21 protein-coding genes, 4 tRNA genes and 4 pseudogenes are annotated in these 23,596 nt (G+C 68.8%); 18 read left to right on the forward strand and 11 right to left on the reverse strand.

All coding sequences use genetic code 11. The features are described from left to right. Positions 1-156: 156 nt before the first annotated feature. The 4 genes and pseudogenes from MPLG2_RS00855 (at position 157) to purQ (ending at position 3,303) form a co-directional block, all read left to right on the forward strand. Positions 157-1,008, forward strand: a complete 852-nt coding sequence (locus tag MPLG2_RS00855; RefSeq protein ID WP_231935737.1) for a serine protein kinase RIO — start codon at positions 157-159, stop codon at positions 1,006-1,008. A 297-nt stretch (positions 1,009-1,305) separates the two neighbouring features. After that, positions 1,306-2,155 (forward strand): annotated as a pseudogene (locus MPLG2_RS00860) (phosphoribosylaminoimidazolesuccinocarboxamide synthase); the annotation flags it as partial. A 228-nt stretch (positions 2,156-2,383) separates the two neighbouring features. Further along, positions 2,384-2,626 (forward strand): annotated as a pseudogene (gene purS, locus MPLG2_RS00865) (phosphoribosylformylglycinamidine synthase subunit PurS); the annotation flags it as partial. After that, positions 2,623-3,303 (forward strand): phosphoribosylformylglycinamidine synthase subunit PurQ, encoded by a 681-nt coding sequence (gene purQ / locus MPLG2_RS00870; protein WP_105184515.1) that lies wholly within the window; start codon positions 2,623-2,625, stop codon positions 3,301-3,303. The pseudogene purS and the gene purQ, both read left to right, overlap by 4 nt. A 102-nt stretch (positions 3,304-3,405) precedes the next feature. On the opposite strand, the gene MPLG2_RS00875 is transcribed toward purQ, so the two are convergent. Next, positions 3,406-4,326, reverse strand: coding sequence for an N-acetylglucosamine kinase (locus MPLG2_RS00875; RefSeq protein ID WP_105184516.1), 921 nt, complete (start codon positions 4,324-4,326; stop codon positions 3,406-3,408). Positions 4,327-4,523: 197 nt separating this feature from the next. Here MPLG2_RS00875 and purL point away from each other — a divergent pair, with 197 nt between their 5' ends. The 6 genes from purL to MPLG2_RS00905 all read left to right on the forward strand — a co-directional run bounded on the left by purL (position 4,524) and on the right by MPLG2_RS00905 (position 12,674). Then, positions 4,524-6,782, forward strand: coding sequence for a phosphoribosylformylglycinamidine synthase subunit PurL (gene purL, locus MPLG2_RS00880; RefSeq protein ID WP_105184517.1), 2,259 nt, complete (start codon positions 4,524-4,526; stop codon positions 6,780-6,782). Between the two features lie 25 nt (positions 6,783-6,807). Beyond that, positions 6,808-7,410, forward strand: a complete 603-nt coding sequence (locus tag MPLG2_RS00885) for a maleylpyruvate isomerase family mycothiol-dependent enzyme (RefSeq protein WP_105184518.1) — start codon at positions 6,808-6,810, stop codon at positions 7,408-7,410. A 204-nt stretch (positions 7,411-7,614) separates the two neighbouring features. Continuing rightward, positions 7,615-9,714, forward strand: a complete 2,100-nt coding sequence (locus tag MPLG2_RS00890) for a DUF4870 domain-containing protein (RefSeq protein WP_105184519.1) — start codon at positions 7,615-7,617, stop codon at positions 9,712-9,714. A gap of 82 nt (positions 9,715-9,796) precedes the next feature. Further along, on the forward strand, positions 9,797-11,284 hold the full coding sequence (purF, locus tag MPLG2_RS00895) for an amidophosphoribosyltransferase (RefSeq protein ID WP_105184520.1): 1,488 nt from the start codon (positions 9,797-9,799) through the stop codon (positions 11,282-11,284). Beyond that, the gene (gene purM, locus MPLG2_RS00900) at positions 11,281-12,339 is read left to right on the forward strand and encodes a phosphoribosylformylglycinamidine cyclo-ligase (RefSeq protein ID WP_105184521.1); all 1,059 of its coding nucleotides are present in this window, start codon (positions 11,281-11,283) and stop codon (positions 12,337-12,339) included. Before purF ends, purM begins: the two co-directional genes overlap by 4 nt. 104 nt (positions 12,340-12,443) lie before the next feature. Continuing rightward, on the forward strand, positions 12,444-12,674 hold the full coding sequence (locus MPLG2_RS00905) for a DUF3073 domain-containing protein (RefSeq protein WP_105184522.1): 231 nt from the start codon (positions 12,444-12,446) through the stop codon (positions 12,672-12,674). 116 nt (positions 12,675-12,790) lie between these two features. On the opposite strand, the gene MPLG2_RS00910 is transcribed toward MPLG2_RS00905, so the two are convergent. Further along, a complete protein-coding gene (locus MPLG2_RS00910) occupies positions 12,791-13,528 on the reverse strand; it encodes a fructosamine kinase family protein (protein ID WP_231935738.1) in 738 nt (245 codons plus the stop codon). A gap of 237 nt (positions 13,529-13,765) precedes the next feature. Here MPLG2_RS00910 and MPLG2_RS00915 point away from each other — a divergent pair, with 237 nt between their 5' ends. The 3 genes from MPLG2_RS00915 to MPLG2_RS00925 all read left to right on the forward strand — a co-directional run bounded on the left by MPLG2_RS00915 (position 13,766) and on the right by MPLG2_RS00925 (position 15,736). Continuing rightward, complete coding sequence (locus MPLG2_RS00915; protein ID WP_105184524.1) at positions 13,766-14,125, forward strand: RodZ family helix-turn-helix domain-containing protein; 360 nt, start codon at positions 13,766-13,768, stop codon at positions 14,123-14,125. 79 nt (positions 14,126-14,204) lie between these two features. Further along, positions 14,205-15,377, forward strand: coding sequence for a protein kinase family protein (locus MPLG2_RS00920; protein WP_105184525.1), 1,173 nt, complete (start codon positions 14,205-14,207; stop codon positions 15,375-15,377). 59 nt (positions 15,378-15,436) lie between these two features. Further along, positions 15,437-15,736: a hypothetical protein gene (locus MPLG2_RS00925; RefSeq protein WP_105184526.1), complete on the forward strand. Its 300-nt coding sequence runs from the start codon at positions 15,437-15,439 to the stop codon at positions 15,734-15,736. A 33-nt stretch (positions 15,737-15,769) separates the two neighbouring features. Here MPLG2_RS00925 and MPLG2_RS19725 read toward each other — a convergent pair. From MPLG2_RS19725 to MPLG2_RS00960, 7 genes and pseudogenes are all read right to left on the reverse strand, one after another. Further along, positions 15,770-15,883: pseudogene (locus MPLG2_RS19725) on the reverse strand (winged helix-turn-helix domain-containing protein); the annotation flags it as partial. 153 nt (positions 15,884-16,036) lie between these two features. Continuing rightward, positions 16,037-16,426 carry a response regulator gene (locus tag MPLG2_RS19730; RefSeq protein ID WP_331826931.1) on the reverse strand — a complete coding sequence of 130 codons (390 nt, stop codon included), beginning with the start codon at positions 16,424-16,426 and terminating at the stop codon, positions 16,037-16,039. Continuing rightward, positions 16,423-17,913 carry a sensor histidine kinase gene (locus tag MPLG2_RS00940; RefSeq protein WP_105184528.1) on the reverse strand — a complete coding sequence of 497 codons (1,491 nt, stop codon included), beginning with the start codon at positions 17,911-17,913 and terminating at the stop codon, positions 16,423-16,425. The genes MPLG2_RS19730 and MPLG2_RS00940 overlap by 4 nt, the downstream gene beginning before the upstream one ends. A 102-nt stretch (positions 17,914-18,015) precedes the next feature. Next, positions 18,016-18,089 (reverse strand) — tRNA-Phe (locus MPLG2_RS00945). A gap of 23 nt (positions 18,090-18,112) precedes the next feature. Continuing rightward, a tRNA-Asp gene (locus MPLG2_RS00950) sits at positions 18,113-18,186 on the reverse strand. A 270-nt stretch (positions 18,187-18,456) separates the two neighbouring features. Further along, on the reverse strand, positions 18,457-18,885 hold the full coding sequence (locus tag MPLG2_RS00955) for an EVE domain-containing protein (RefSeq protein ID WP_105184529.1): 429 nt from the start codon (positions 18,883-18,885) through the stop codon (positions 18,457-18,459). A 61-nt stretch (positions 18,886-18,946) separates the two neighbouring features. Continuing rightward, a tRNA-Glu gene (locus MPLG2_RS00960) sits at positions 18,947-19,022 on the reverse strand. A 504-nt stretch (positions 19,023-19,526) separates the two neighbouring features. Here MPLG2_RS00960 and MPLG2_RS18175 point away from each other — a divergent pair. Then, entirely contained in the window at positions 19,527-19,724 is a 198-nt protein-coding gene (locus MPLG2_RS18175) for a hypothetical protein (RefSeq protein ID WP_158680758.1), read from the forward strand. A 189-nt stretch (positions 19,725-19,913) separates the two neighbouring features. On the opposite strand, the gene MPLG2_RS00965 is transcribed toward MPLG2_RS18175, so the two are convergent. Further along, positions 19,914-21,314, reverse strand: a complete 1,401-nt coding sequence (locus MPLG2_RS00965) for an SH3 domain-containing protein (RefSeq protein WP_105184530.1) — start codon at positions 21,312-21,314, stop codon at positions 19,914-19,916. A gap of 208 nt (positions 21,315-21,522) precedes the next feature. Between MPLG2_RS00965 and MPLG2_RS00970 the strand changes: the two genes are divergently transcribed. Then, positions 21,523-21,876 (forward strand): metallopeptidase family protein, encoded by a 354-nt coding sequence (locus MPLG2_RS00970; protein WP_105184531.1) that lies wholly within the window; start codon positions 21,523-21,525, stop codon positions 21,874-21,876. A 269-nt stretch (positions 21,877-22,145) separates the two neighbouring features. Here MPLG2_RS00970 and MPLG2_RS00975 read toward each other — a convergent pair whose 3' ends face one another. After that, the gene (locus MPLG2_RS00975) at positions 22,146-22,820 is read right to left on the reverse strand and encodes a hypothetical protein (protein WP_105184532.1); all 675 of its coding nucleotides are present in this window, start codon (positions 22,818-22,820) and stop codon (positions 22,146-22,148) included. Positions 22,821-22,889: 69 nt separating this feature from the next. On the opposite strand from MPLG2_RS00975, the pseudogene MPLG2_RS19775 reads away from it, so the two are divergent. The 3 genes and pseudogenes from MPLG2_RS19775 to MPLG2_RS00985 form a co-directional block, all read left to right on the forward strand. Continuing rightward, positions 22,890-23,117 (forward strand): annotated as a pseudogene (locus MPLG2_RS19775) (zinc-ribbon domain-containing protein); the annotation flags it as partial. A gap of 118 nt (positions 23,118-23,235) precedes the next feature. Continuing rightward, the gene (locus tag MPLG2_RS19180; protein ID WP_231935739.1) at positions 23,236-23,436 is read left to right on the forward strand and encodes a putative zinc-binding metallopeptidase; all 201 of its coding nucleotides are present in this window, start codon (positions 23,236-23,238) and stop codon (positions 23,434-23,436) included. A gap of 77 nt (positions 23,437-23,513) precedes the next feature. Continuing rightward, positions 23,514-23,589, forward strand: a tRNA-Lys gene (locus MPLG2_RS00985). The last annotated feature ends 7 nt before the right edge of the window (positions 23,590-23,596 follow it).

Here is a 23,596-nt window from a genome sequence, read left to right on the forward strand (position 1 = left end):
GAACTCCTGACCTGCAACCGGCGACTCGAAGGGAGGTGCGCGACATGTCCATCACTGTCGTGGGCGCGCTCGCGTCCGAACCCATCGAGGCTCGCTGCCACTGAACCCTCGGCCCATCGGCCACCCAGCGGGCCTCCTCTCACCAGGAGAAACCGCTTGTCATCACAAGAACACGCAGCCGTCGACTGGGCTGCGTTGCAATACATCGCGCTGTCTGAAGACCTGGGCAGCGACCAACGCTGGTCGACGTGGCGAAGCGTCGACCGATCGTCCCGCGGCCCGAAACCAAGGCCCGGGTGGCTCGTCACGTCCGAGGCGGCGCTCGACACCGAACTCGGGCTGCTGAAGACCGGCAAAGAGGCCGACGTGTTTCTGATCGAGCGCGCCGTGCCGGGGGCCGAGTCGTGCCTGCTGGCCGCCAAGCGTTACCGGGCGGCCGAGCATCGGCTGTTTCACCGGGCGTCCAGCTACACCGAAGGCCGGCGGGGCCGCGACAGCCGCGAGAACCGGGCCGTGCGGCTCAAGTCGGGCTTCGGTCGGCAGATCGAGGCGACGCGCTGGTCGCAGGCCGAGTTCGCGACGCTCAAACAGTTGTGGACGGCAGGGGTGCGGGTGCCGTACCCGGTGCAGGTCGACGGCGGCGAGATTCTGATGGAGTTCATCGGCGACGGGCGGGCGGCCGCACCCCGGCTGGCCCAAACCGACCCCGACCCGGACCAGTTGCGCTGGCTGTGGGCGCAGGTGGTCGAGGCGATGATCACCTTCGGCTCGCTGCAACTGGTGCACGGCGACCTCAGCCCGTTCAACGTGCTGGTGCGCGGCATGGACGGCCTCGAGCCCGAACTGGTGATCATCGACGTGCCGCAGGTGCTCGATCTGGTCAGCAACCCCAACGGAGTCGACTTTCTGCATCGCGACTGCCGCAACCTGGCCGACTGGTTCGTGCGCAAGGGCCTGCCGGTCGACGCCGACGTGCTGCTGGCCGAGGTGCTGGGTGCCGCCTGGTGAGGGTGTCGTTGGTCGAGCCTGTCGAGACCCGGTGAGCCGGTGAGGACGGTTCTCCACCCGGGTAGGGGACGGTTCTCCACCCGGGTAGGGGACGGTTCTCCACCCGGTGAGGGGACGGTTCTCCAACCGGTGAGGGGACGCCCGGGTAGGGGACGGTTCTCCACCCGGGTAGGGGACGGTTCTCCAACCGGTGAGGGACGGTTCTCCAAGCGATCGAAGAACCGTCCCCTGTGTGGTCGGAGAACCGTCCCCTGAACTGACAGGAACCGCCCCCGGCCGCTTCTCTAGACTGACGCCGTGACGGACATCGCGCTCGACCTGCCGCTGCTGCACGCCGGAAAGGTTCGCCGCCTCTACGCGCTGCCCGACGGCAACATTCTGATGGTCGCCACGGACGCCATTTCGGCCTACGACCACGTGTTGGCCACCCCGATTCCCGACAAGGGCGCGATTCTCAACCAACTGTCGCTGTGGTGGTTCGACCAGCTTTCGGACGTGCCCAACCACATCGTCAGCACCGATGTGCCCGCGGCCGTCCGGGGTCGGGCCGTGGTGGCCGAGCCCCTCGACATGGTGCCCGTCGAATGCGTCGCCCGCGGCTACCTGACCGGCTCGGGTTGGGCCGAATACCAGCGATCGGGCACCGTGTGTGACATTCCGCTGCCCGAGGGTCTCGTCGACGGATCGCGCCTTCCCGAGCCGATCTTCACCCCCGCCATCAAAGCCCCCATAGGCGAGCACGACGAGAACGTCGACTACGCCACGATCGTCGCGCTGCACGGCCCTGAACTTGCCGAGCGCCTGCGCGATCTCACCCTGAGCATCTACGCTACCGCTGAGGCGATCGCCCGCGGCAAGGGCATCATCCTCGCCGACACCAAGTTCGAGTTCGGCCTCCGCCCCGACGGCACCCTGGTGCTCGCCGACGAGGTGCTGACCCCCGACTCGTCCCGGTTCTGGGACGCCGCCACCTGGCAGCCGGGCGTGGCCCTGCCGTCCTTCGACAAGCAGTTCGTCCGCGACTGGCTGACCAAGGAGTCCGGCTGGGACAAGGCGTCCGACTCCCCGCCGCCACCCCTGCCGGACGAGGTGGTGGCCGCCACCCGGGCCAAGTACGTCGAGGCGTACGAGAAGCTCACCGGACGCCCCTTCGCCGCCTGACTGTGTCGTCATTTCGCGCCCTTGAATCAGGGCGTGCGATCAACCGTCACGGCCGTCCAGTCGAATGCCTCGGGCCGATGACGAAAGGTGAGCGCCAGTGCTGTCACCCTCGCCTCTGCACGCCTTGGCCGCAGCCACTGGCGCTCACCTTTCGTCGTGTTCCGCTTCTGAGCCGAGGCCGACCCGTGCGTCGGGCGCCGATAGGATGCCGGTCATGGCGCGCGTGATCGTGGATGTGATGCCCAAGCCCGAGATTCTCGACCCGCAGGGCAAGGCGGTGACCGGGGCGCTCAAGCGTCTGGGTTTCGACGGCCTGACCGTTCGGCAGGGCAAGCGGTTCGAGGTCGACGTTGAGGGCGACCTCACCGACGAGCGGCTCGATCAGGTGCGTGAGGCGGCCGAGAAACTGCTCGCCAACACGGTGATCGAGGCGTTCGACGTGCGGGTCGAACAGTGAGCCGCATCGGCGTCGTCACCTTTCCCGGCTCGCTCGACGACCACGACGCCCAGCGCGCGGTGAAGCTTGCCGGCCACGAAGCGGTCGCGCTGTGGCACGCGCACGAGTCGCTGCAGGGCGTCGACGCCGTGATTCTGCCCGGCGGCTTCTCATACGGCGACTACCTGCGCTGCGGCGCGATCGCCCGGTTCAGCCCGATCATGACCGAGGTCATTCAGGCAGCCGAACAGGGCTTGCCGGTGCTGGGCATCTGCAACGGCTTTCAGGTGCTGTGCGAATCGCACCTGCTGCCGGGCGCATTGATTCGCAACGACGTGCGCACGTTCGTCTGCCGTGATCAGAAGCTGCGCGTCGAGTCGATCGACACGGTCTGGACCGGCGCGTTCGAACCCGGCCAAGAGATCACCATCGTGCTCAAGAACGGCGAGGGCGGCTTCGTCGCCGACCCCGACACGCTGGCCCGACTCGAAGGCGAGAACCAGGTCGTGTTCCGCTACCTCGACGACAACCCCAACGGCTCGCTCAACGACATCGCGGGGGTCACCAACGCCCGCGGAAACGTGGTCGGCCTCATGCCGCACCCCGAGCACAACATGGAGGAACTGACGTCCCCGAGCCTCGACGGTCGGACGTTCTTCGCCTCGCTCGAGCGGTTTCTGGCGGCCGTCCCGAGCTGAGCCGTAATAGGGGACGGTTCTCATTCCGGCTCAGAGTATGACCCTACGGACCGCACGACTCGGAACCGTCCCCACGTCCGGCCCAGGCGCCGGACGGCCCCGTCACACCGACGCCCGGACGACCCTCGCGGCCAGCGGGCTGTCGGTCACCGTGGGCAGCAGCTTCGCCCCTGCGAGCGCGTCACCCTGCGGTTCGTGAATGGCGAACGACGGCCAGTCCATGGTCAGGTACTGAACGAACTTCTCGAGCACCCGGGTCGACCTGAACGTCTGACCCAGCGCACACACCAGCGGTGGACGGTCGCGGCCCAGACCCACCCGGCGCGCCGCCGCACCGACCGCCTCGGCCAGGTGCGCCGCGGCCCGATCAAGAATGTCGCGCGCCACCGGATCGCTGCCTGCCACCTGGTCAACCTTCGCCGCGTACGACGCCACCCGGGCCACCCGGTCGGGGTCGCCCTGCAGTTCGAGGTAGGCGAGTTCGAGGTCGGGAAAGTCGGCCGCCACCACGTCGGTCAGCACCGTGGCCGTGCGGCGTCCGTCGTAGCCCCGCATGGCTGCTTCGAGGGCGTTCTGGCCGATCCAATACGCCGACCCCGCGTCGCCCATGATCCAGCCCCAGCCGTCCACCCGGGCGACCTCGCGCAGGCCGACGGCCAGCGTGACCACCCCTGTGCCCGACGCGATCATCACCCCCGGCGCCTCACCGAGCGCACCCAAATAGCAAATGACCGAGTCGTGAGCCAACGCGACCTCGCGCACCGAGGTGTCACGCAGGCCGTCCAGCACCGCCTGTGCGTTCGGACGATCCAGCCCGCTCGACCCGCACGCCACCGTCACCGGACTGGCACCCGTGGTCGCCATGACACTGCGGACGGCGTCGACCAGTTGAGGTTCGATCGCCCGACTGGTGTCGACGCCCTTGCGGCTGCCGACCTGTTCACCATCGGCGTCGATCAGGCTCCACGTGATGCTGCTCTGGCCACAATCGAGGGCCAGCACACCGGCTGCCGAATCTGGCATGGGGGACCACCGCCTTCGAGAAAAAGTCTAGTGCCGGGCCGCCCACGACGTGTTGGTTCGCGGCCACTGACCAACCTATCGGCACACCGCCGAGCTGCTGACGCACCGCCCCAATCACATCGTCGACCGCACGCGCCGGCCCTCTCCGCCGCCGGGACGAGCGCTGCCCCCATGCGCCGAGGCGGTACCTTGTCAGCGTGGTCGACACCGTTGCACATGCCGCCGAAACCCCCGACGTCGAGCAGCCCTGGGGCGCCCTGGGCCTGCGCGAGAACGAGTACCAGAAGATCCGCGAGATCCTCGGCCGCCGGCCCACCTCGTGTGAGCTGGCAATGTATTCGGTGATGTGGTCGGAGCACTGCTCCTACAAGTCGTCCAAGGTGCACCTGAAGAAGTTCGGCGAACTCGGCCGCGACACCCCGCGCGGCAAGCTGCTGGCCGGCATCGGCGAGCAGGCCGGCGTGGTCGACATCGGCGGCGACTGGGCGGTCACGTTCAAGATCGAGTCGCACAACCACCCCTCGTACGTCGAGCCCTACCAGGGGGCGGCCACCGGCGTGGGGGGCATCGTGCGCGACATTCTGGCGATGGGCGCGCGCCCGATCGGCGTGATGGATCCGCTGCGCTTCGGCCCGCTGACCGCGCCCGACACCGCCCGGGTGCTGCCCGGAATCGTGGCCGGCGTGGGTGGCTACGGCAACTGCCTGGGCCTGCCCAACATCGGCGGCGAGGTGGTGTTCGACCCCACCTACTACGGAAACCCCCTGGTCAACGCCCTGTGCGTCGGGGTGCTCAAGCACGACGACCTGCACCTGGCCTTCGCCCGCGGCACCGGCAACAAGGTGATCCTGTACGGCGCGGCCACCGGCGGTGACGGCATCGGCGGGGCGTCCATTCTGGCGTCTGAGACGTTCGACGCCGATGGCCCGGCGAAGCGACCCAGCGTTCAGGTCGGCGACCCGTTCATGGAGAAGCTGCTCATCGAATGCACGCTGGAACTGTTCGCCGAGAACCTCATCTCGGGCATTCAAGACCTGGGTGCGGCCGGCCTGAGCTGCGCGACGTCCGAGCTGGCCAGCGCCGGCGACGGCGGCATGCACGTCAACCTCAACACGGTGCCGCTGCGCGACCACACGCTGGCCCCCGAAGAGATTCTGATGAGCGAGTCGCAGGAGCGCATGATGTGCGTGGTCGAGCCGCACAACGTCGACCGCTTTCTCGAGATCTGCGCCAAGTGGGACGTGCTGGCCACCGTCGTCGGCGAGGTCACCGACGGCGACCGGTTGATCATCGAATGGAACGGCGAGGTGGTCGTCGACGTCGACCCGGCCACGGTCGCCCACGAGGGCCCGGTCTACCAGCGGCCCTACGCCCGTCCGGACTGGATCGACGGCCTCAACGCCGACACCGCGAACAACCTGCCGCGAGCTACCTCCGACGACGAGCTCGCCGCCCAGGTGCTCGCACTGGCCGGCTCGCCCAACCTGTGCGACAAGTCGTGGATCACCGACCAGTACGACCGCTACGTGCGCGGCAACTCGGTGCTCGCCCAGCCCGAAGACGGCGGCATGCTGCGCATCGACGAAGAGACCGGGCTCGGCATCGCCCTCGCCACCGACTGCAACGGACGCTTCGCCTACCTCAACCCCTACCTGGGCGCCCAGTTGGCGCTGTGCGAGGCGTACCGCAACGTGGCCGTCACCGGCGCCGAACCGGTCGCGATCACCGACTGCCTCAACTTCGGCAGCCCCGAAGACCCGAGCGTGATGTGGCAGTTCTCCGAGGCCGTGATCGCCTTGGTGGACGGCTGCCGCGCCCTGGGCACCCCGGTCACCGGCGGCAACGTCAGCTTCTACAACCAGACCGACGGCACCAACATCATTCCCACCCCGGTGGTGGGCGTGCTGGGCGTGATCGACGACGTCGCCGACCGCATTGGCATGGGTTTCACGCACTCGGGTGACGCGGTCTTCCTGCTGGGTGAGACCCGCGAAGACCTGTCGGGCACCACCTGGGCCGATGTCGTGCACAACGGTCACCTCGGCGGCATGCCGCCGCTGCCCGACTTCGATCACGAGAAGCGGCTGGCGTCGGTACTGGTGAGCGCCGCGAAAGCGCACCTGCTCAGCTCGGCGCACGACCTGGCCGACGGCGGGCTGTCGCAGGCGCTGGTCGAATCGTGCCTGCGCCGCGGCCTGGGGGTGGCGCTGCGGTTGCCCGAGGGCGACCCGACGGTTGCGCTGTTCGCCGAGACGCCCGGACGGGTGCTGGTCTCGCTGCCCGCCTCGACGGCCGCGCCGTTCCTGGCCCTTTGTGAGCAGCACGGCATCACCGCCGAGCGGTTGGGCGAGGTGACCGAACTGCCCGAACTCGAGGTGGTCGGTCGGTTCACCCTCGACCTCGACGAGCTGCGCACCCGCTGGACGGCCCCGCTGCGCGAGGCAATGGCGCACTGACTCTGTTCGTCGTGAGGGGGGCCCCGTGCGCCGCGATCATGCCGGTCGAGCGCTGCTGAACCGGCAGCGCGACCGGTGCTGCGCGGTGCTGGCGTCCGTGCCGCCGGACGCCCCGACCCTCTGTGCAGGCTGGACGGCCTTCGACCTGGCCGCCCATCTGGACGCCCTGTGCCGTGATGCGCTGAGCTGGCCAGGCATCGCCCTGCCGTGGTTCGAGCCGGTCACCGCACGCCGGGCGGCACGGCTGCAGGCGTGGCTCGGGTACACGGGGCTGATCGACCGGCTGCGCACGGGCTCGCCGGTGATTCCGCCGTTCGGGCTCGACCCCTGGCAGGGCTGGGGTCACCACCTCGGCGAGTGGTTCGTGCACACCGAGGACGTCCGCCGCGCCAATCACTTGCCCGCCGCCGAGCCGGACGCCGCCCTGAGCGAGGCGCTCTGGCTGCGGGTGCAGGTGGCGGCAAGGATTTTGCATCGGCGTGACCGTGACGGGCTGGTGCTGCGGCACTCAGACGGACGTTCGGCGGTGGTCGTAGACGGCCCTGCTCCCGTGGTGGTCACGGGCGAGCCGGCCGAGCTGATGGTCTGGGTCTATCGCGCCGGGTCGGCCGACGTGGTCATCGCCTGACGCCGGTCGAGCCATTCGAGAACCCGTACCGCCGGTCGAGCTTGTCGAGACCTCACACCGCCGGTCGAGCGTTCGAGACTCCCGACACCCGACACCTTCAGGGGGTGTCATCGGGGTAGACCCTGCTGTCTGCTGGGCACCCGTGCGCAAGAATGGAGCGAGACCGGCCACCCCGGCCATGCCCCTGAAGACAGTGAGAAGGCAATGACGCAGAACCCGTGGGAACGTCCCGTCGAGAGTGAGCAGCCCAGCTTCGAGCAGCCGGACGAGTCGCAGGTGTCGCAAACCCAACCCCTGGACGACGCGCCGCCGGTCAGCGACCCCGACTCGCAGCAGTCCGGCCCGGAAGCAGTCACCGCCCAAGAGACGACCGAGCCCCCTGCAGCCGAGGCTGACGATGTGCCGCCGAGCGAGAGCGCAGACACCGTCGAGCCCGACTCCGTGAACGACCCCCAAGCCGTGGCCGGTGAGCCTGAGGCGCAGTCCGGGTCGTCGTTCGGCAACGAGCCCCAAGCGGACGCCGCTCCCGAGTCGCAGTTCGAGGCACCCGCCGATGCCGTTGACGAGCCGCAGGTCGAGACCGATGCCCCCGACACGCACGACTCAGAAGCTGTCGCCGACAGCGTGGTGGACGAGCAGGCCGAGATCGTGGCAGAACCCGAGCAGCCCGCTCAAGCCGACGACGACGCCGACGTTCACGATGCCGTGCTGGTTGACGACGAGTCTTCGGAGCCGGTCGACAAAGCCGACGAGTCGAACCCTGCCGAGGCGGCGCCGGTTGAGGATGCCGGTTCGCGCGATTATCACGTCAGCCCCGACGACGATTACGACCGCTACGAAAAGGCGGAGGCGACCGCCGAGGGCATGGCCGAACGCCCAGATCGCCAGGAAGAGGCCTCCGCCGAACCTGTCGAACCTCAGGCCGGTGAGCCCGACGGCGAGACCGCTCCCGCTCACGACGAAGCCGCGCCCGCTGCCGCGCCCGCCGCCTTCGACCTCGGGCAGGACGCGCCGCCGGCACCGGTCGGCACCGACTTCGGTGCTGCCGCCGCCGATCGTCCGGCCGCACAGCGGCCGCCGGCCGCCCCGCTGGGTTCGCCGCTCGACCTGCCGCCCACCGCACCGGCCGCCGCCCCCGGCGCCTTCGACCTGCCCGTCGATCAGCCCGGGCCCTACGGCCAACCCGGCGCGTATGGGCAGCCCGCGGTCTACGGGGCGGGTGGCTACGGCCAAGACAGCTCGTACGGACAGCAGAGCCCCTACGGTCAGCCCACCACTGCGTACGGACGACCCGGCGCCTACGGTCAGCCCACGCAACCGCCCGGCTACGGCCAAGCCGCCCAGGGTGGCTACGGCCAGCCCGCCGGCAGCGCTCCGTCGGCACCGTCCGCTCCGTACGGTTCCGCAGCCCCCTATGGCGCCCCGGCTTCTTCGGGCCAGAACTCGCCGAGCCCGTACGGCCAGCAGACCCCCTACGGTCAGCCGTCCGGTGCCCCGTCGAGCCCCTACGGTGAGCCTCAGAGCCCCTACGGCCAGACCGGCTACGGGCAGCAGACCCCTTACGGTGAGCCGTCCGGTGCTCCCTCGAGCCCCTACGGCGACGCTCCGCAGAGCCCCTACGGCCAGACCGGCTACGGGCAGCAGACCCCCTACGGCAGCGCCCCGTCGGCGCCGTCGGCCCCCAGCTACGGACAGCCCGGGTCGAGTGCCCCGTCGGCGTCGTCCGGGTCGTACGGCCCCACCGGCCCGCAGTCGGCCTACGGGCAGCCCGACCCCGGGCAGGCTCAGCCGCCCTACGCCGATCCGACGAGCGCGTACGGCCAGAACCCGTACGGTCAGACGCCCTACGGTCAGCAAACCCCCTACGGACAGCAGAGCCCCTACGGACAGCAGAGCCCCTACGGCCAGAACCCCTACGGACAGCCCAGCTCGGGCATGCAGCCCTATTCGAGCATCAGCCCGACCGAAGAGAAGACCTGGGCGATGGCCGCGCACTGGTCGGGCCCGGTGGCCGCGATCGTCACCGCGGGCGTGCTGGGCTGGCTCGGCCCGCTGATCGTGATGATGACCCAGGGCAACAAGAGCCCCCGGGTGCGGGCGGCGGCCGTCGAGGCGCTCAACTTTCAGATCACCGTCGCCATCGGTTTCATCATCAGCTACATCTTGATGGGCGCCGTCATCGGGGTGGTGCTGCTGCCACTGGTGGGTCTGGCCAGCCTGATCTTCTCGATCATGGGCGCCATGGCCGAGAACCAGAACCGCCCCTACACCTACCCGTTCTCGATCAAGATCGTGAAGAAGTAGCGCATTGGGCTCGCGCGCCCCGGATCGTCCGCTGGTGGTTCGGACGGTCCGGGGCGGCGTGGCGTCGGGGTAGAGTGAGCGCGTGCTTCGTCCGGACGGTCGCCTATCTCACGATCTCGACCCTCAAGACAAAGGCCCGCAAGACGCCTGTGGCGTGTTCGGCGTGTGGGCGCCCGGCGAAGAAGTCGCAAAACTCAACTACTTCGGCCTGTTCGCCCTGCAGCACCGCGGGCAGGAGTCGGCGGGCATCTCGGTCAGCAACGGCGAACGCATCATGGTGTTCAAAGACATGGGGCTGGTCAGCCAGGTCTTCGACGAACCCACCCTGAACTCGCTCAACGGGCACCTGGCGATCGGCCAGTGCCGGTATTCGACCACCGGCGCCAGCGTCTGGAGCAACGCGCAACCCACGTTTCGGGCCACCACCTCGGGCGGTCTCGCGTTGGCGCACAACGGCAACCTGACCAACACCGACGAGCTGGAACGCTGGCTCAAAGAGCGCGACGCCAGCCAGGAGGTGCCGCACAAAGATCGCATGGACTCCACCAGCGACACCGCGCTGGTCACCGCCATCATGGCCACCTACTCACACCTGGGCGTCGAGGGTGCCGCGCTCGAGGTGCTGCCCCGGCTGCGCGGTGCGTTCTGCTTCGTGTTCATGGACGAGCACTCGCTCTACGCCGCGCGCGATCCGCAGGGCATTCGTCCGTTGGTGCTTGGACGGCTGGCCAACGGCTGGGTGGTGGCCTCAGAGACCGCGGGCCTCGACATTGTGGGCGCCACCTTCATTCGCGAGATCGAACCCGGCGAGTTGATCACCATCGACGAGGGCGGGCTGCGGTCGCAGCGGTTCGCCGCGGCCGACCCGAAGGGCTGCCTGTTCGAGTACGTCTATCTGGCTCGTCCCGACACCCAGATCAGCAACCGCCGGGTGCACTCGGTGCGGGTCGAGATCGGCCGCACCCTTGCCTTGGAAGCTCCAGCCGACGCCGACCTGGTGATTCCGACCCCCGAGTCGGGCATTCCCGCGGCCATCGGGTACGCGGACGCGTCCGGCATTCCGTACGGGCTGGGGCTGACCCGTAACGCCTACGTGGGACGCACGTTCATTCAGCCGTCGAACACGATTCGCCAGCTGGGCATCAGGCTCAAACTGAACCCGATTCGCGACGTGATCGAGGGTAAGAAGCTGGTCGTGGTCGACGACTCCATCGTGCGCGGCAACACCCAGCGGGCGCTGGTCAAGATGCTGCGCGAGGCCGGTGCCGCCGAGGTGCACGTGCGCATCAGTTCCCCACCGGTGCAGTGGCCGTGCTTCTACGGCATCGACTTCGCCACCCGTGCCGAACTGATCGCGCCCGGATTGTCGACCGACGAGATCTGCCGCTCGATCGGCGCCGACTCGCTCGGCTACATCAGCCTGGAGGGCCTGGTGGCCTCGACCGGGCTGCCCAAACGCAGCCTGTGCATGGCCTGCTTCGACGGGGTGTACCCGGTCGAGGTGCCGGCCGGACGGGCCGAGAAGATGCGCCTCGAACAGGCCGCCGTCGAGCAGGGAGCCAACGCATGACCAGCGCCTACGCCGCCGCCGGAGTCGACATCGAGGCCGGTGACCGGGCCGTCGATTTGATGAAGGCGCACGTGGCGGCCACCCGCCGTCCGGAGGTCTTGGGCGGCCTGGGCGGCTTCGCGGGCTTCTTCGACGCCTCGGCACTGGCCCGCTACGAGCACCCGGTGCTGGCCACATCCACCGACGGGGTGGGCACCAAGGTCGCGATCGCTCAGGCGCTGGACGTGCACGACACCATCGGCTGGGACCTCATCGGCATGCTGGTCGACGACCTGGTGGTCACCGGCGCCGAGCCGCTGTTCGTCACCGACTACATCGCCTGCGGACGCGTGGTACCCGAACGCATCGCGGCCATCGTCAAAGGCATTGCTGAGGCGTGTGCGGCCGCCGGCGCGGCGCTGCTGGGTGGCGAGACCGCCGAGCACCCGGGCCTGCTGCACCCCGACGAGTACGACGTGGCCGGCGCCACCACCGGCGTGGTCGAGAAGAGCCGCATTCTGGGCCCGCAGCGCGTTCGGGGCGGCGACGTGGTGCTGGGGTTGGCGTCGTCCGGGTTGCATTCGAATGGGTACTCGCTGGTGCGCAAGGTGCTGCTCACCGATGCCGGCTGGGCGTTGGAGCGGCACGTGGACGACTTCGGCAAGACGTTGGGCGAAGAGTTGCTGACGCCGACCCGGGTGTACGCCAAAGACATCCTCGCCCTGATCGAGGCCTGTGAAGTGCACGCGATCAGCCACATCACCGGCGGCGGACTGGTCAACAATCTGGTGCGGGTGCTGCCCGAGGGCATCGCCGTGACGCTCGATCGGGCCAGTTGGACCCCGGCGCCGATCTTTCGCACCGTGCAGGCCGTCGGCGGCATCTCGCAGCCCGACATCGAGGCCACGCTCAACATGGGCGTCGGCATGGCGGTGGTGCTGCCGGCCGAATCGGTGGACGCCGCGACGGCCGTGCTGACTGCTCGGGGCATCGACTCGTGGGTGCTCGGCGAGGCGCGAGAGGCGTCCGGCGAGGGTGCCTCGGTGGTGCTGCGCGGCACGCATACCGCTGGGTGAGGCGTGCTTTGCTGGGTTGACCTCTTTGGGTACCCTGTGCACACGACACATTTCTGACCATTGATGCGGCAACGCCGCTGTGACCTGCGAGGGGGCTGACCCATATGGGGCGCGGCCGTGCCAAGGCGAAGCAAACACGAGTTGCTCGCGATCTGAAATACCGGTCCTTCGACACAGACTTCACGTCGCTCGAACGTGAACTTCGTGGTGACTCATACGTTGAGCCCGACGAGCTAGTCGAAGAGGCCGACGAAGAAGACGACGAGGACGATCCCTACGCAGAGTTGGCGAACCGTTACGCCGACGACGAAAGCGACATCCGCCGCTTCGGATGATGGGTCAAGACCGCTCGCGCTGGTCGAGCTCGTCGAGACCCGCTGCGACTAGGGGTTTCGCAGCAGCCAACCCAAGGTCTGTCATCCCGGCGTACGCCGGGATCTCTGTCCGCCGGTCACGCGTAACGGCGGGCCACCTCGATCGCCCGCGCCCCGTAGCCGCCGCCGAACAGGTCCGCGTGTACCAGTAGCGGGTGCAGCTGGTGCAGGCCGATCAGCTCGCGCCAGCCGCCCGGCAGCCAGGTGGACGCCTCGTCGTACGCTGCGTGAATGCGGGCCAGGTGCGGCGTGCCGAACAGGGCCAGCATCGCCAGGTCGGTGAGCCGGTGGCCGCCGTGCGCTGCCGGATCGATCAGCACCACTCCGCTCGGCGACCACAGCACGTTGCCCGACCACAGGTCACCGTGCAGCCGTGCCGGGGGAGCGTCGTCGTCGAACTCGCCCGCCGCCAGCCGGTCGACCACCCGGGTCAATGCCGGGTCGTGCAGACCTGCCCGGAGGGCGTGGTGCAGCAGGCGGTCCTCGGCGTACCAGACGCCCCAACCAGCGGCGGGTGTGGCGCGCAGCGGCAGGGGAGCGTCACCGATCCAGCCGAGGCCGGGGCCGCCGTCGGGGCCGACGCCGAACCACGAAGCGCCGGCGTCGTGGGTGCGGACGAGCTGTCGTCCGAACTGCTCGGCGGCCTGCGCCTTGGCCGGGCCCGTCTCGACCCGGTCGATCACCAACCGGGTGCGACTCACGTCGTGCACGCCCACCACGGGCACCCCACCGGGCACGGCCAGCCACCGCAGACCGGCCGCCTCGGCGGCGAAGAAGCCCTCGGGCGCGTCGGCTCGGGTCTTGGTGTAGGCCACGAGCCCGAGCCTAAGGCGTGCACGAGCCGCGGCTCCGACCCGATCATGAGCGGCCCATTCTGACATCGCCTGGTTGACCGTGACAGGGCTCGGCGCGTCGCGGGGTTACGCCCGCACTGGAGCCGGGATTTCAGAATCGTCGAGGGGTGAGAGGTCTCTCATGGTGCTCTCCGCAGGGGCTCACGACGGCTTGGTTTGGTTGAGATCAAGCAAGCAATCCGATCGAGAGGAACAATCATGAAGCTTCACACCAGCACCGCCGCCTGGGTAGTCACCGGCGCTCTCGGCCTGACCGCACTGTCGGGCGCCGCGCACGCCTTCGCCCAGCACCCTGAGTTGTCCGGGTTGGCCGCCGTGGCCGTCGCCGGTGCGCCCAGCCTGACCGGCTCGGACCAGTCCGCTCCCCAGGCCAACACCGCACTGACCGCGAACACCGCTCCGACGGCCAACACGGCGCCGACCGCGAACACCCCGGTGTCTGCCGTGACCCCGCCCACGGCGAACACCCCGAACTCGCCCAATACCCCGAACTCGCCGAACACCCCGAACACCCCCAACTCGCCCAACTCGGCACCGTCCGCCCCCAGCGCGGGCTGATCTCAACACCCACCGGATGCCCGCCCTGTGCGGGCATCCGGCATGCTTGGGGGTATCCAGGCCGATCGAAGGAGCATGCATGACCCTCGACCGGGCGCTCGCCCTCATCACCTCTGCCGAGGTGGGCGACGTGCTTCAACTGGCCCTGACGGGTGACCCGTCCGCGCGGTTGCCGGGGTTTCGCTTCGAGCTCGACAAGGTGCATCACCGCCCGGGCGCCGACGTCAGCGCCGTCTACCGAATCTGGTACGACCTGCCGTCCGCTCAGGCGCGCACCGAGGAGTGGCTGGGCCTGACGTCCGCAGCTGTCACCGAAGGCGTCGCGACGCTGGTGCACAACGACTTGGTGCTGCGGGCCTGGCGGCACCCCGCCGATCCACGTTTGCCGGGGCTGGTGTCGGCCTGCAACGCCGAGGTGGTCGGCGGCTGGCTGGGGGCGCCGGTCGAGTTGGAGACGTTGGCGTACCGTCCACTGCGCCGCGCGGTGCTGGCGGCTCGGGGCAGCCGTCCAGGCTTCGTCAAGGTGCTGAGGCCCGACAAGGCACCGGGCCTGGCAGAGCGGCAGCGATTGCTGCACGCAGCCGGCGTCGCTCCAGGCGTGATCGGCGAGCCCGAGCCCGGGGTGGTGATCAGCGAGGTCGCCGAGGGTCGCTCGCTGGCCCAGGCTCTGGTGGCCTGGCCGGACGACCCCACCCAGCTGCCCTCGCCGCAGTCGCTGGTGGCGCTGCTCGACGCCCTGCCGGCCGAGGCCGTCCGGCTGCATCGGCGCGGCTCGTGGAGCGACCGCATCGACTTTCACGCCGACGGTGCGATTGCCGCGCTGCCCGAGCTGCGCGACGAGATCGTGGCCGTGCGAGAGGAACTCAAACGGTTGCTGATCGCGGCCCCGGTGGGCCCGGTGGTGCCCACGCACGGCGACTTCTACGAGGCCAACATCTTCACCGTCGACGGTCGGGCGACTTCTGTGATCGACGTCGATTCCGTCGGGCCCGGACGGCGCGACGACGACCTGGCCTGCCTGCTGGGCCACGTGGCGGTGTTGCCGCATCTGTCGCCGCAGCACTACAGCCGAGTCGCCGAGGTGGTCGAGCAGTGGCGGGCCGACTTCGAACTGAGGGTGCATCCGGCATCTTTGCGGGCGCGCACAGCGGCGGTGATTCTCAGCCTGGTGGCCGGAGCCGACACCGCCACAGCGCTGGCGCGCCTCGATCTGGCCCGGGCGTGGCTGGTGCGCGCCCAGCAGGCGCTTTGATGAGAGTTCTCTCATCGAGTTCTCCGAGCCACCTCACGGACGCCCGGTTGACTCGCAGCATGGACGCCCCGCATCGTGCGCCGCGCTGGATCGTCACCGGTGTGCTCGGTCTTGCCGTGCTGGGCACCGCCGGCTGCGCGTCGAGCCCCCCGTCCGTGAGCGAGCAGCTCGGCCCCGCCGTGGTGGTCGCCGGGCCCGCGGAGTCGACCCTGTCGCGACCGCCGGCCACGAAGGCGTCTCTGCAGGCCAGCGGGGGTACCGCCACCGACTCTGATTCGGGCGGCGCCAAGAAGGTCACCGCGCCCTCGCCGCAGACCGTGAACAGCCCGACCACGCCGCCGTCCGCAGCCACGCCGTGATGTGATCGGCCAGCGATATCAACGCGACCGGCTTCAGACCAGCCGATAGCCCATGCCGCGCACGGTTTCGAACCGTTCGGCGCCGAGCTTGCGGCGCAGATAACGTACATAGACGTCGACGACGTTCGAACCCGGGTCGAAGTCGTAGCCCCACCGCTCGACAACAACTGCTCGCGGCTCAGCACCTGGCCGGGGTTGGTCAGAAAGGCTTCGGCCGAGGTGACCTCGCGGGCCGACAGGTCGACCTCACGATCGCCCACCCGCGCCGCGTGCGCAGGTCGAGGCTGAGGCCACCGTGGCTCAGCGTGCTGGCCGCCGCGCCCGCATTCGAGTCGCTGCGCAGCCGCAGCCGAACCCGGGCCAGCAGCTCCTCGAAGCTGAACGGTTTCGCCATGTAGTCTCGGCACCGCACTCGAGGCCGGCGACGGTGTCGGTGACGGACGATCGCGCGGTCAGCATGATCACCGGCGTGGTGACGCCCTGACCCCGCAGCCGGTGGAGCACCTCGAAGCCGTCGATGTCGGGCAGGCCGACGTCGAGGATCACCAGGTCGAAGTCGTCCGTCACCGCGAGCTGGGCACCGATCGCGCCACTGCTCTCGATGTGGCTGCTGTACCCGGCCGCCTTCAGCCCTTTGGCGACGAAGGCGGCGATGCGCGGCTCGTCCTCGATGATCAGAATCTGGCTCACGCGATGGCCTCCTGGCTCGGTCGGTTCGGTGCGGCCGCCTGCAGCGGCAGCACGAGGGTGATGGTGCTGCCCAGATCCGGAGTCGATTCGATGTCGACCCGGCCGCCGTGGGCGGTCACGATCTTGTCGACGATGGCCAGGCCGAGCCCGGCGCCGTCGGCGCGCAGGGCAGCGGTCGAGCCGCGTCCGAACCGGGCCAGCACCCGTTCACGCTCGTCGGGGGCGATGCCGACGCCCTGGTCGCGCACCCACAGCCGCAGCTCACCGAGGCGTACCGCGCTGCCGAGCGCGATCGGCGTGTCGTCGGGCGAGTACTTCACGGCGTTGGACGCCAGCTGCAGCCACGCCTGTGCGATGCGCTGGGCGTCGAGCGCTGCCTCGACGTCGGCCAGCTGATCGAGGGTCCAGCGCCGCTGGGCGAGCGCGCGCGCCTTCTCGAGGGTCTCGTCGGTGAGCCGGCCGACGTCGGTGGGGGACGGTTGCACGAAGTCGGTCCGCTCGGCCTTGGCCAGGGTGAGCAGGTCGTCGACCAGTCGAACCATGCGGTCGATCTCGTCGAGGGCCAGGGTGCGGGTGGCGCGCACGTCGTGCGGGAGGTCGGCGTCCATCAACTCGAGGTGCCCCCGCACGATCGTGACGGGGGTGCGCAGCTCGTGACCCACGTCATCGAGCAGCTGGCGCTGGCTGCCGATGGCCGATTTGAGCCGGTCGAGCATGGCGTTGACGGTGCCGGCCAGTGCGGACAGGTCGTCGTTGCCCTGCACCGGAATGCGCCGGCTCAGATCGTGCTCGGTGATGTCTTCGGCGGTGGTGCGCAGCAGCCTGATCTGGCGCAGCAGCCTTCCGACCAGAAGCCAGATCAAGAAGCCGACCACGACCAGCGAACCTGTCGCGACCAGGGCATATGTGACGTAGGTGCCCTGCAGCAGCAGTTCTTCGGCACGCATGTCGAAGACGTGCACCAGCGCCCCGGTCTCGGTCGGAGAACGCACCGGAATCACCGCGAAGAAGTAGTCGTGCTGAGCGGTCTGCAGCCGGCTGCGGGTCACCTGGTCGAGCGCGCTCAGGGGTAGCACGGCGGCGACGAACTCGGGGTCGAGCTCGGGCCGCAACGGCACGCCTTCGGGGGCGGTCCAGGCCACCTTGCCGTTGATCACGCCCAGCGCGCTCTCGTTGGTGGCCAGCACATGACGCTGCATCGCCGTGCGCAGCAGCTCGTCGAGGCTCGATTCAAGGAACGGACGCCCGGTGGAGTCGACACCTTGAGCCGACAGCACGCGGAACTCTTCGACGGAGCGGTCGAGGTAACCCTGTACACGCTGCTCGGTGAGTGCGCGTTCGAGCGAGTACGCGGTGAGCCCGGCGATGGTCAGGGCGAGTGCGGTGAGGCCGATCACGGCGAGGATCACCCGGCTGCGCACGGTGGCCAGCCGGACCCGCCACAGTGATGGTCCGGGCGGAGCTGGTTCTCGCTTCGCTCGGGCCATGGTTCATTGTGCCAAAGCGGCCATTGCCCGCCGCTGAGTCAGGAGTGAGAGACCTCTCATGAAAGCACAGACGCCCCGGATCTCTCCGAGGCGTCATGGGTGTGGCCAGGACCGGGGTCGAACCGGTGACCTTTCACTTTTCAGGCGAACGCTACTACCAGCTGAGCTACCTGGCCCGATGAGCGATACCGCCGCTCAGCGACCCCGACGGGACTCGAACCCGCGACCTCCGCCGTGACAGGGCGGCGCGCTAACCAACTGCGCTACGGGGCCTTGACAGGCCTCACCGGTCGTTTCCGACCGGCCCCGAAACTATAACAGCCCCTTGCAGAGGGGTGGAAATCGCCCGTCCGTCTGCCCGAGCGGGCCCGATCAGGCTCGCTGCTGGTGCAGCTGACGATGGTGACCGGGGCGGTTCGGCAGAGTGTGGACGGGCTGTTTCACCGCCGGGCGGCGGCCTGCGAGCTGCCCCGGCAGCCACGCACGCGAGACCCGACCGTCGCCGGCTGCAGCGCCTCCGGCGGGTCGCCCCCACAGGTCGACTTAGGCAGCCGGCGCTCGAGCGCGCCGCTTGCGCGGCAGCCGTCTGCGCACCTTCGCCCACAGCGCGTCAGCCTGGTCACCGGTGACCAACACGCTGCCGAACCGGAGCAACGGCAACTTCAGGTGCTCGCGAATGTCGGCCAGCGGCACCGGCTCGATCGAGGTCAGGTGTGCAGCCCGCCGATGTGCCTCGCTCTGGCCGGGCACTTCTTCGGGCTGGTCGCCGGTCACCTCGCCGGTGCCCGTCACCGCACGTAGGGCCGGACCGTCGGGGTGCGACTCGCGCGGCGAGTAGAGCACCAGGCGATCGCCCACATTCATCCGGGCCAGCACGGCCCGTTTGCCGCTGGAGGTGCGCACGAAGCCATCGGCCACCGCCGCACGCACATCGTCGGCGGCGAGCACGATCACCCACGTTCGATCTGTCATGCCCGAAGTGTGCGACCGGCATGCGGAAAGTGTTCAGAATCGCTGGACGCGGTTGAAACCCTGGCATCCCCAACGGGATTCGAACCCGCGCTGCCGCCTTGAAAGGGCGGTGTCCTAGGCCGCTAGACGATGGGGACCTGACCGCCCAACCATACCGGGCGGAGGTTGGCGCACCCAAACGCGAGCACTCGCGGGCGGTCGGTACACCGCTCGTCCCCGGGAGCAGTGAAATACTGGACGCTGTCGCAGGGCGAGGTCTCGCATCAACCAGCGTGCAAAGATCCTGAAATGATGAATTGGGTGAGCGACTACCGCACCCGTGCCTGCCGGCATTCCGTTGCCCGCCGGAATCGAGCAGTTGCCCGACCTCGGGCCTGACGTGGTGGGCACCCGTCCGCGCCAGGTCTGGGCGATCATGGTCTGGTTCTCGGTCGTGCTGATGCTCGGGTTGACGGTGCTGTTCGTCTTCGTGGCGCTCGGGCCGCGCGCTTCGGGTGCCGGGCCGTGGATCGGCGTGCTGATCTGCGTGGCCGTCACCGCTGCCCTGGCCTGGTTCGCGACCACCATCGGCAAGCCCATTCTGATCATCCGACTCAGAGGCCGTCCGAACCCTGGCGCTGATCGGCAAGGAGGCGATCCCGTTGCGCTCCATCACCGGCCTCAGCAGGGGAGTGGGCGGTCGTTCGTTGCTGCTCGACGTCGCCGGCGCCGTCCAGGCCGACGCCAAGCCGGGCAAGAAGAAGTCGATTATCATCAGCAACATTCACACCTACCGGGTCGCGCCCGGCGACCTGATGAACTACATCGCCGCCCGCGCTCGCGCGTCGCACCAAGGGTAGGGAAGGACTGCCTGCCGTTGGTGGAGCCTGTTCTAGGCCTCGTGCGGTCTCGGGTCTCGACGAGCTCGACCAGCGGTCTCGACGAGCTCGGCCAAGCGTGTTGTCGACGCGCTCGCCCCACGAAACCGTGAACCCGCCCGACTCATGCGAGTTCGGGCGGGCTCTTCCTCGGGGGGATTGAGGAAGTCTTCACGGCGAGTACACCGACACGTGCACGTGGTCCATGTGGTTGGCGGTGTCGCCGCCGCGGTCTGACATCGCGCGCCAGCCGGTGGTGGGGTTGGTGTTGCGCTCGACGTTCCACTGCCGCTGCCGCCAGATCAGGTAGTGCACGTGCAGCCGCTTGTAGTTGTCTTGCAGGTAGCGGGCGATGGCGCTGCCCAGCGCCTTGCCGGCCGCGGTCTTGTACGAGGGAATCATGATGTCGATGGCCCGTCCGCCGGGGTGATCGGACGAGTACGAACTCGACATGCGCCAGCCGTACATGGTCTTGATCTGGGGGAACTTGACCCTGATCTCACGCACGATCGCCTTCGCGTAGGCGTTGGTGCGATCGAGGCTGGTGCTGCCCAGGCTGCCGGTGTCGGTGACCGGCGCGGACGCCGTGCTCGGCTTGGTCTTCGACAGGTACGCCGAGTAGGCCCAGGCCACGCCGCCGTTGAAGATCACCTGCGTGCGCGTGCTGGTGGTCTTGCCGGTGGCCAGCAGCACGGTGCCCTGCGTGACGCTGCCGAGCACGGTGCCGGTCGATGCCGAGGTGGCGCGCACGTTCACTTCGTCTACCGCCACGTACCGCTTGCCGGCCGACTTCGGAAACGTTGGCACGCCCGCGCCGGGCACGGTTTTCAGGTAACCGCTGAGCACCCACACGGTGGTGCCGTCGTGCACGATCTGGCTGTAGCTGACCGAATGGGTGCCGGTCAGTGAGACGGTCGAGCCGGAGGGCAGCGTGCCTGCCGAGGTCGCGTCGATGTCGGGGGTCTGGCGCATCGCCAGTGCCGCGGTGGTGGTGGCCTTGTAGGCAACCGTGGGCGAGGTGATGGACGGTGGGTCGGCCAGGTACTTGGTCGAGAGCCAGTTGGTGGCGCCGTCGATGGTCACCTGTGCGAAAGAGCCGCTGACCAGGCCCGTGGTCGCAACGGTGGTGCCCTTGGCGACCACCTTCACGATCGAGGCGTCGAGGCTGGGGGCCGAGCGCAGGTTCAGGTCTGACGTGGTCACCTTGGTGGCTGCGGCGCCGGTTGTCGTGGGGCTGGGGGTCGGCGTCGTGGGGCTGGGGGTCGGCGTCGTGGTGGTCGGAGTGGCCTTCAGGTAGGTGCCCGACACGTAGCCGGTGGCGCCCTTGAACGTCACCTGAACCCAGCCGCTGGCGATGGGCGCCCCGGTGATCGACGCCCCTTGGGCGAGTGTGCCGAGTACCGGGTACGTCGTGGCCGGGCCCGACCTGACGTTGACCGCGCCGATGGCGACGTAGGGTGTCGCGGCGTCCGCGTGGCCGGCGAACACCACGCCGCCGAGCCCGAAGCTGAGGGCGACGCTGGTTGCGACCGCGACAACCGCGCGGGTGGCGGCGTTCGTGCGCTGGTGCATGCCTGTCGTCCACCCCTTCGTCGTCGACGGTCGGCTGCTGGTCGCGTCGTCCCAACTGTCACAGCAGCCTCAGATTGCGCAGGACTCTACGCACGGGTGGACGGCGCCAACAACAGGTTTGGCGGCAGGGCAAGTCGACACGCCGTGAAAGCGCGAGAAACTACAGTTATGTCATTAATTCCTCGGAGGCTCTGTCTAGAGTGGCTTCATGGCGGTGGCGATGGGTGACGAACTGTTCGAACAGCTGGTCGATCGCGCCGTTGCTCAGATTCCCTCTGACCTGGCTGAACTGGTGCAGAACTGCGTGGTGGTGATCGAGTCGCGAGCCCCCGAACCCGACGGTGACCTGCTCGGCTTCTACGACGGTGTTCCCTTGTCAGAGCGTGATTCGTGGTACTCGGGCGTGCTGCCCGATCGCATCGTGATCTACCGCGACGCGATTCTCGACCTGTGTGACAGCGAGGCGCAGGTGGTCGACGAGGTGCGCATCACGGTGTGGCACGAGGTGGCGCACTACTTCGGCATCGACGACGATCGGCTCGACGAGTTGGGCTACGCCTGAGAGGTCATGGGCGCCCCGCACCGCGCCAGGAAGGGCGTCGTGTCGGTTCCTGAAGAGACCTTGAGCGTTACTTGAGATATTCCGGGTCCGCCACTTTCTGGTGGTTATGCGCGTGCTGACTAGCCAACCATCAGGGGTGCGCCACTTTATGGTTGGAATAGATACCCCCGGTGGGTATTTATTTCAACCACAAAGTGGCGAACCGGCGTTGAGCCTCGAGCAGCGGCCCGCATAACCACCAGAAAGTGGCGCCACCTCAGCCACCGGGATCAGTTCGCGATGATCCAACTGGTCTTGCGGTCGCTGACCCAGGTGCCGGTGCTGCCCAGGGCCTCGTCGGGTGCCCAGCCGGCCTGCAGGTCGGTGTGTGACAGGGGCTTGGCGAAGGTGAGGGCGGCGATCCGGGCTGACTGCTCGGCATTCGCCACCACGGGCACGCATTGCACCTTGCCCTGCACTGTGTTGGCGGCCAGGGTGTCGAGCACGTCGTTTCCGAAAGCGGGCGCGACCAGCACCAGCGGACGGTCTGCCTTGTGCCCCTTCTCGAGCAGGGGCAGCAGCTCGCGCACGGTGTCGACGCGGTCGGTCAGCACGACCACGAACGCATCACCGGCCACGGCCCAACCGGTCGGCGAATCCGTGGCGAAGCTCTTGGAAGCCAGTCCCGCCGGCACGCCGGCAGCCGCCGCCAGGGCCGCTTTCAGGTCGGTGCGGGTGGCGTCGTCCAGGTCGGTGCTGGGCAGCTTGTCGGGACGGCTGCGCGCCTTCAGTTCGCTCAGGTACTCGGGGGCCGGGTTGGTGGGGTGAAAGCGGGGAATGTCGCGCTGCGGTGGTGCCTGCATGGCGGCGTCACGCTCGCGGGTCTTGCGTTTGTCGTCGAAGTAGCCGTAGATGACGACGCCGGCTCCCACCACGACGATGACGACGATTCCCCACCAGTCCATGCCCCCAGTGTGCCCGCAACCGACCTGTGCCCGGGTCGTCGCTGCTCGGGCCGACTTCGCCACTAGCCTGTGCGGTTGCCTACCCTGCAACGCCCGCACTGCGCGGGCGCCCTCTGGCTCGAATCCCTCGACTGCGCCGACTGCGGCAGCGCCGTCATGTTGGACCCGGACGGGTTTCGGCCGCTGCCGCTGGACGCGACCAGCCACCGTCCGTGCGATCAGCGCGAGTGGCAGTGCAACTGGGCCGTTCGGGCCGAGTCGACCGCGACGTCCTGCTACTCGTGCCGGCTGACGCGGCGCAGTCCCGCACCCGACGACCTGGTCGCCCGGGCCAAGCTGGCCGCCACCGGACAGTCGAAGCGGCGGTTGCTGCACGACCTCGCCGCACTCGGCCTGCCGGTGGTCGCCGTACTGGGTGGGTGCGGGCGGGCTGGCCTTCGACCTGCTGTCGTCGAAGTCGCCCGGGCAGGGCTCGGTGATCATCGGGCACGCCAACGGCGTGATCACCATCAACCTCGCCGAATCGCTCGATGACTACCGCGAAAGCATGCGCATTCGGCTGGACGAGCCCCACCGAACGATGCTCGGCCACTTCAGGCACGAGGTGGGGCACTAGTTGAGATCCGTAGGCATGGTCGGGCGCCGCGGTGATGGGAAGCGCGTCGCCCCGGTAGAGTGTTCCCGGCAGTACGAGGGCCTATAGCTCAATTGGCAGAGCAGCGGACTTTTAATCCGCGGGTTCTGGGTTCGATTCCCAGTGGGCCCACCAGCAGTTT

It is taken from the genome of Micropruina glycogenica (genome assembly GCF_900289045.1).
Taxonomy (GTDB): Bacteria; Actinomycetota; Actinomycetes; order Propionibacteriales; family Propionibacteriaceae; genus Micropruina; species Micropruina glycogenica.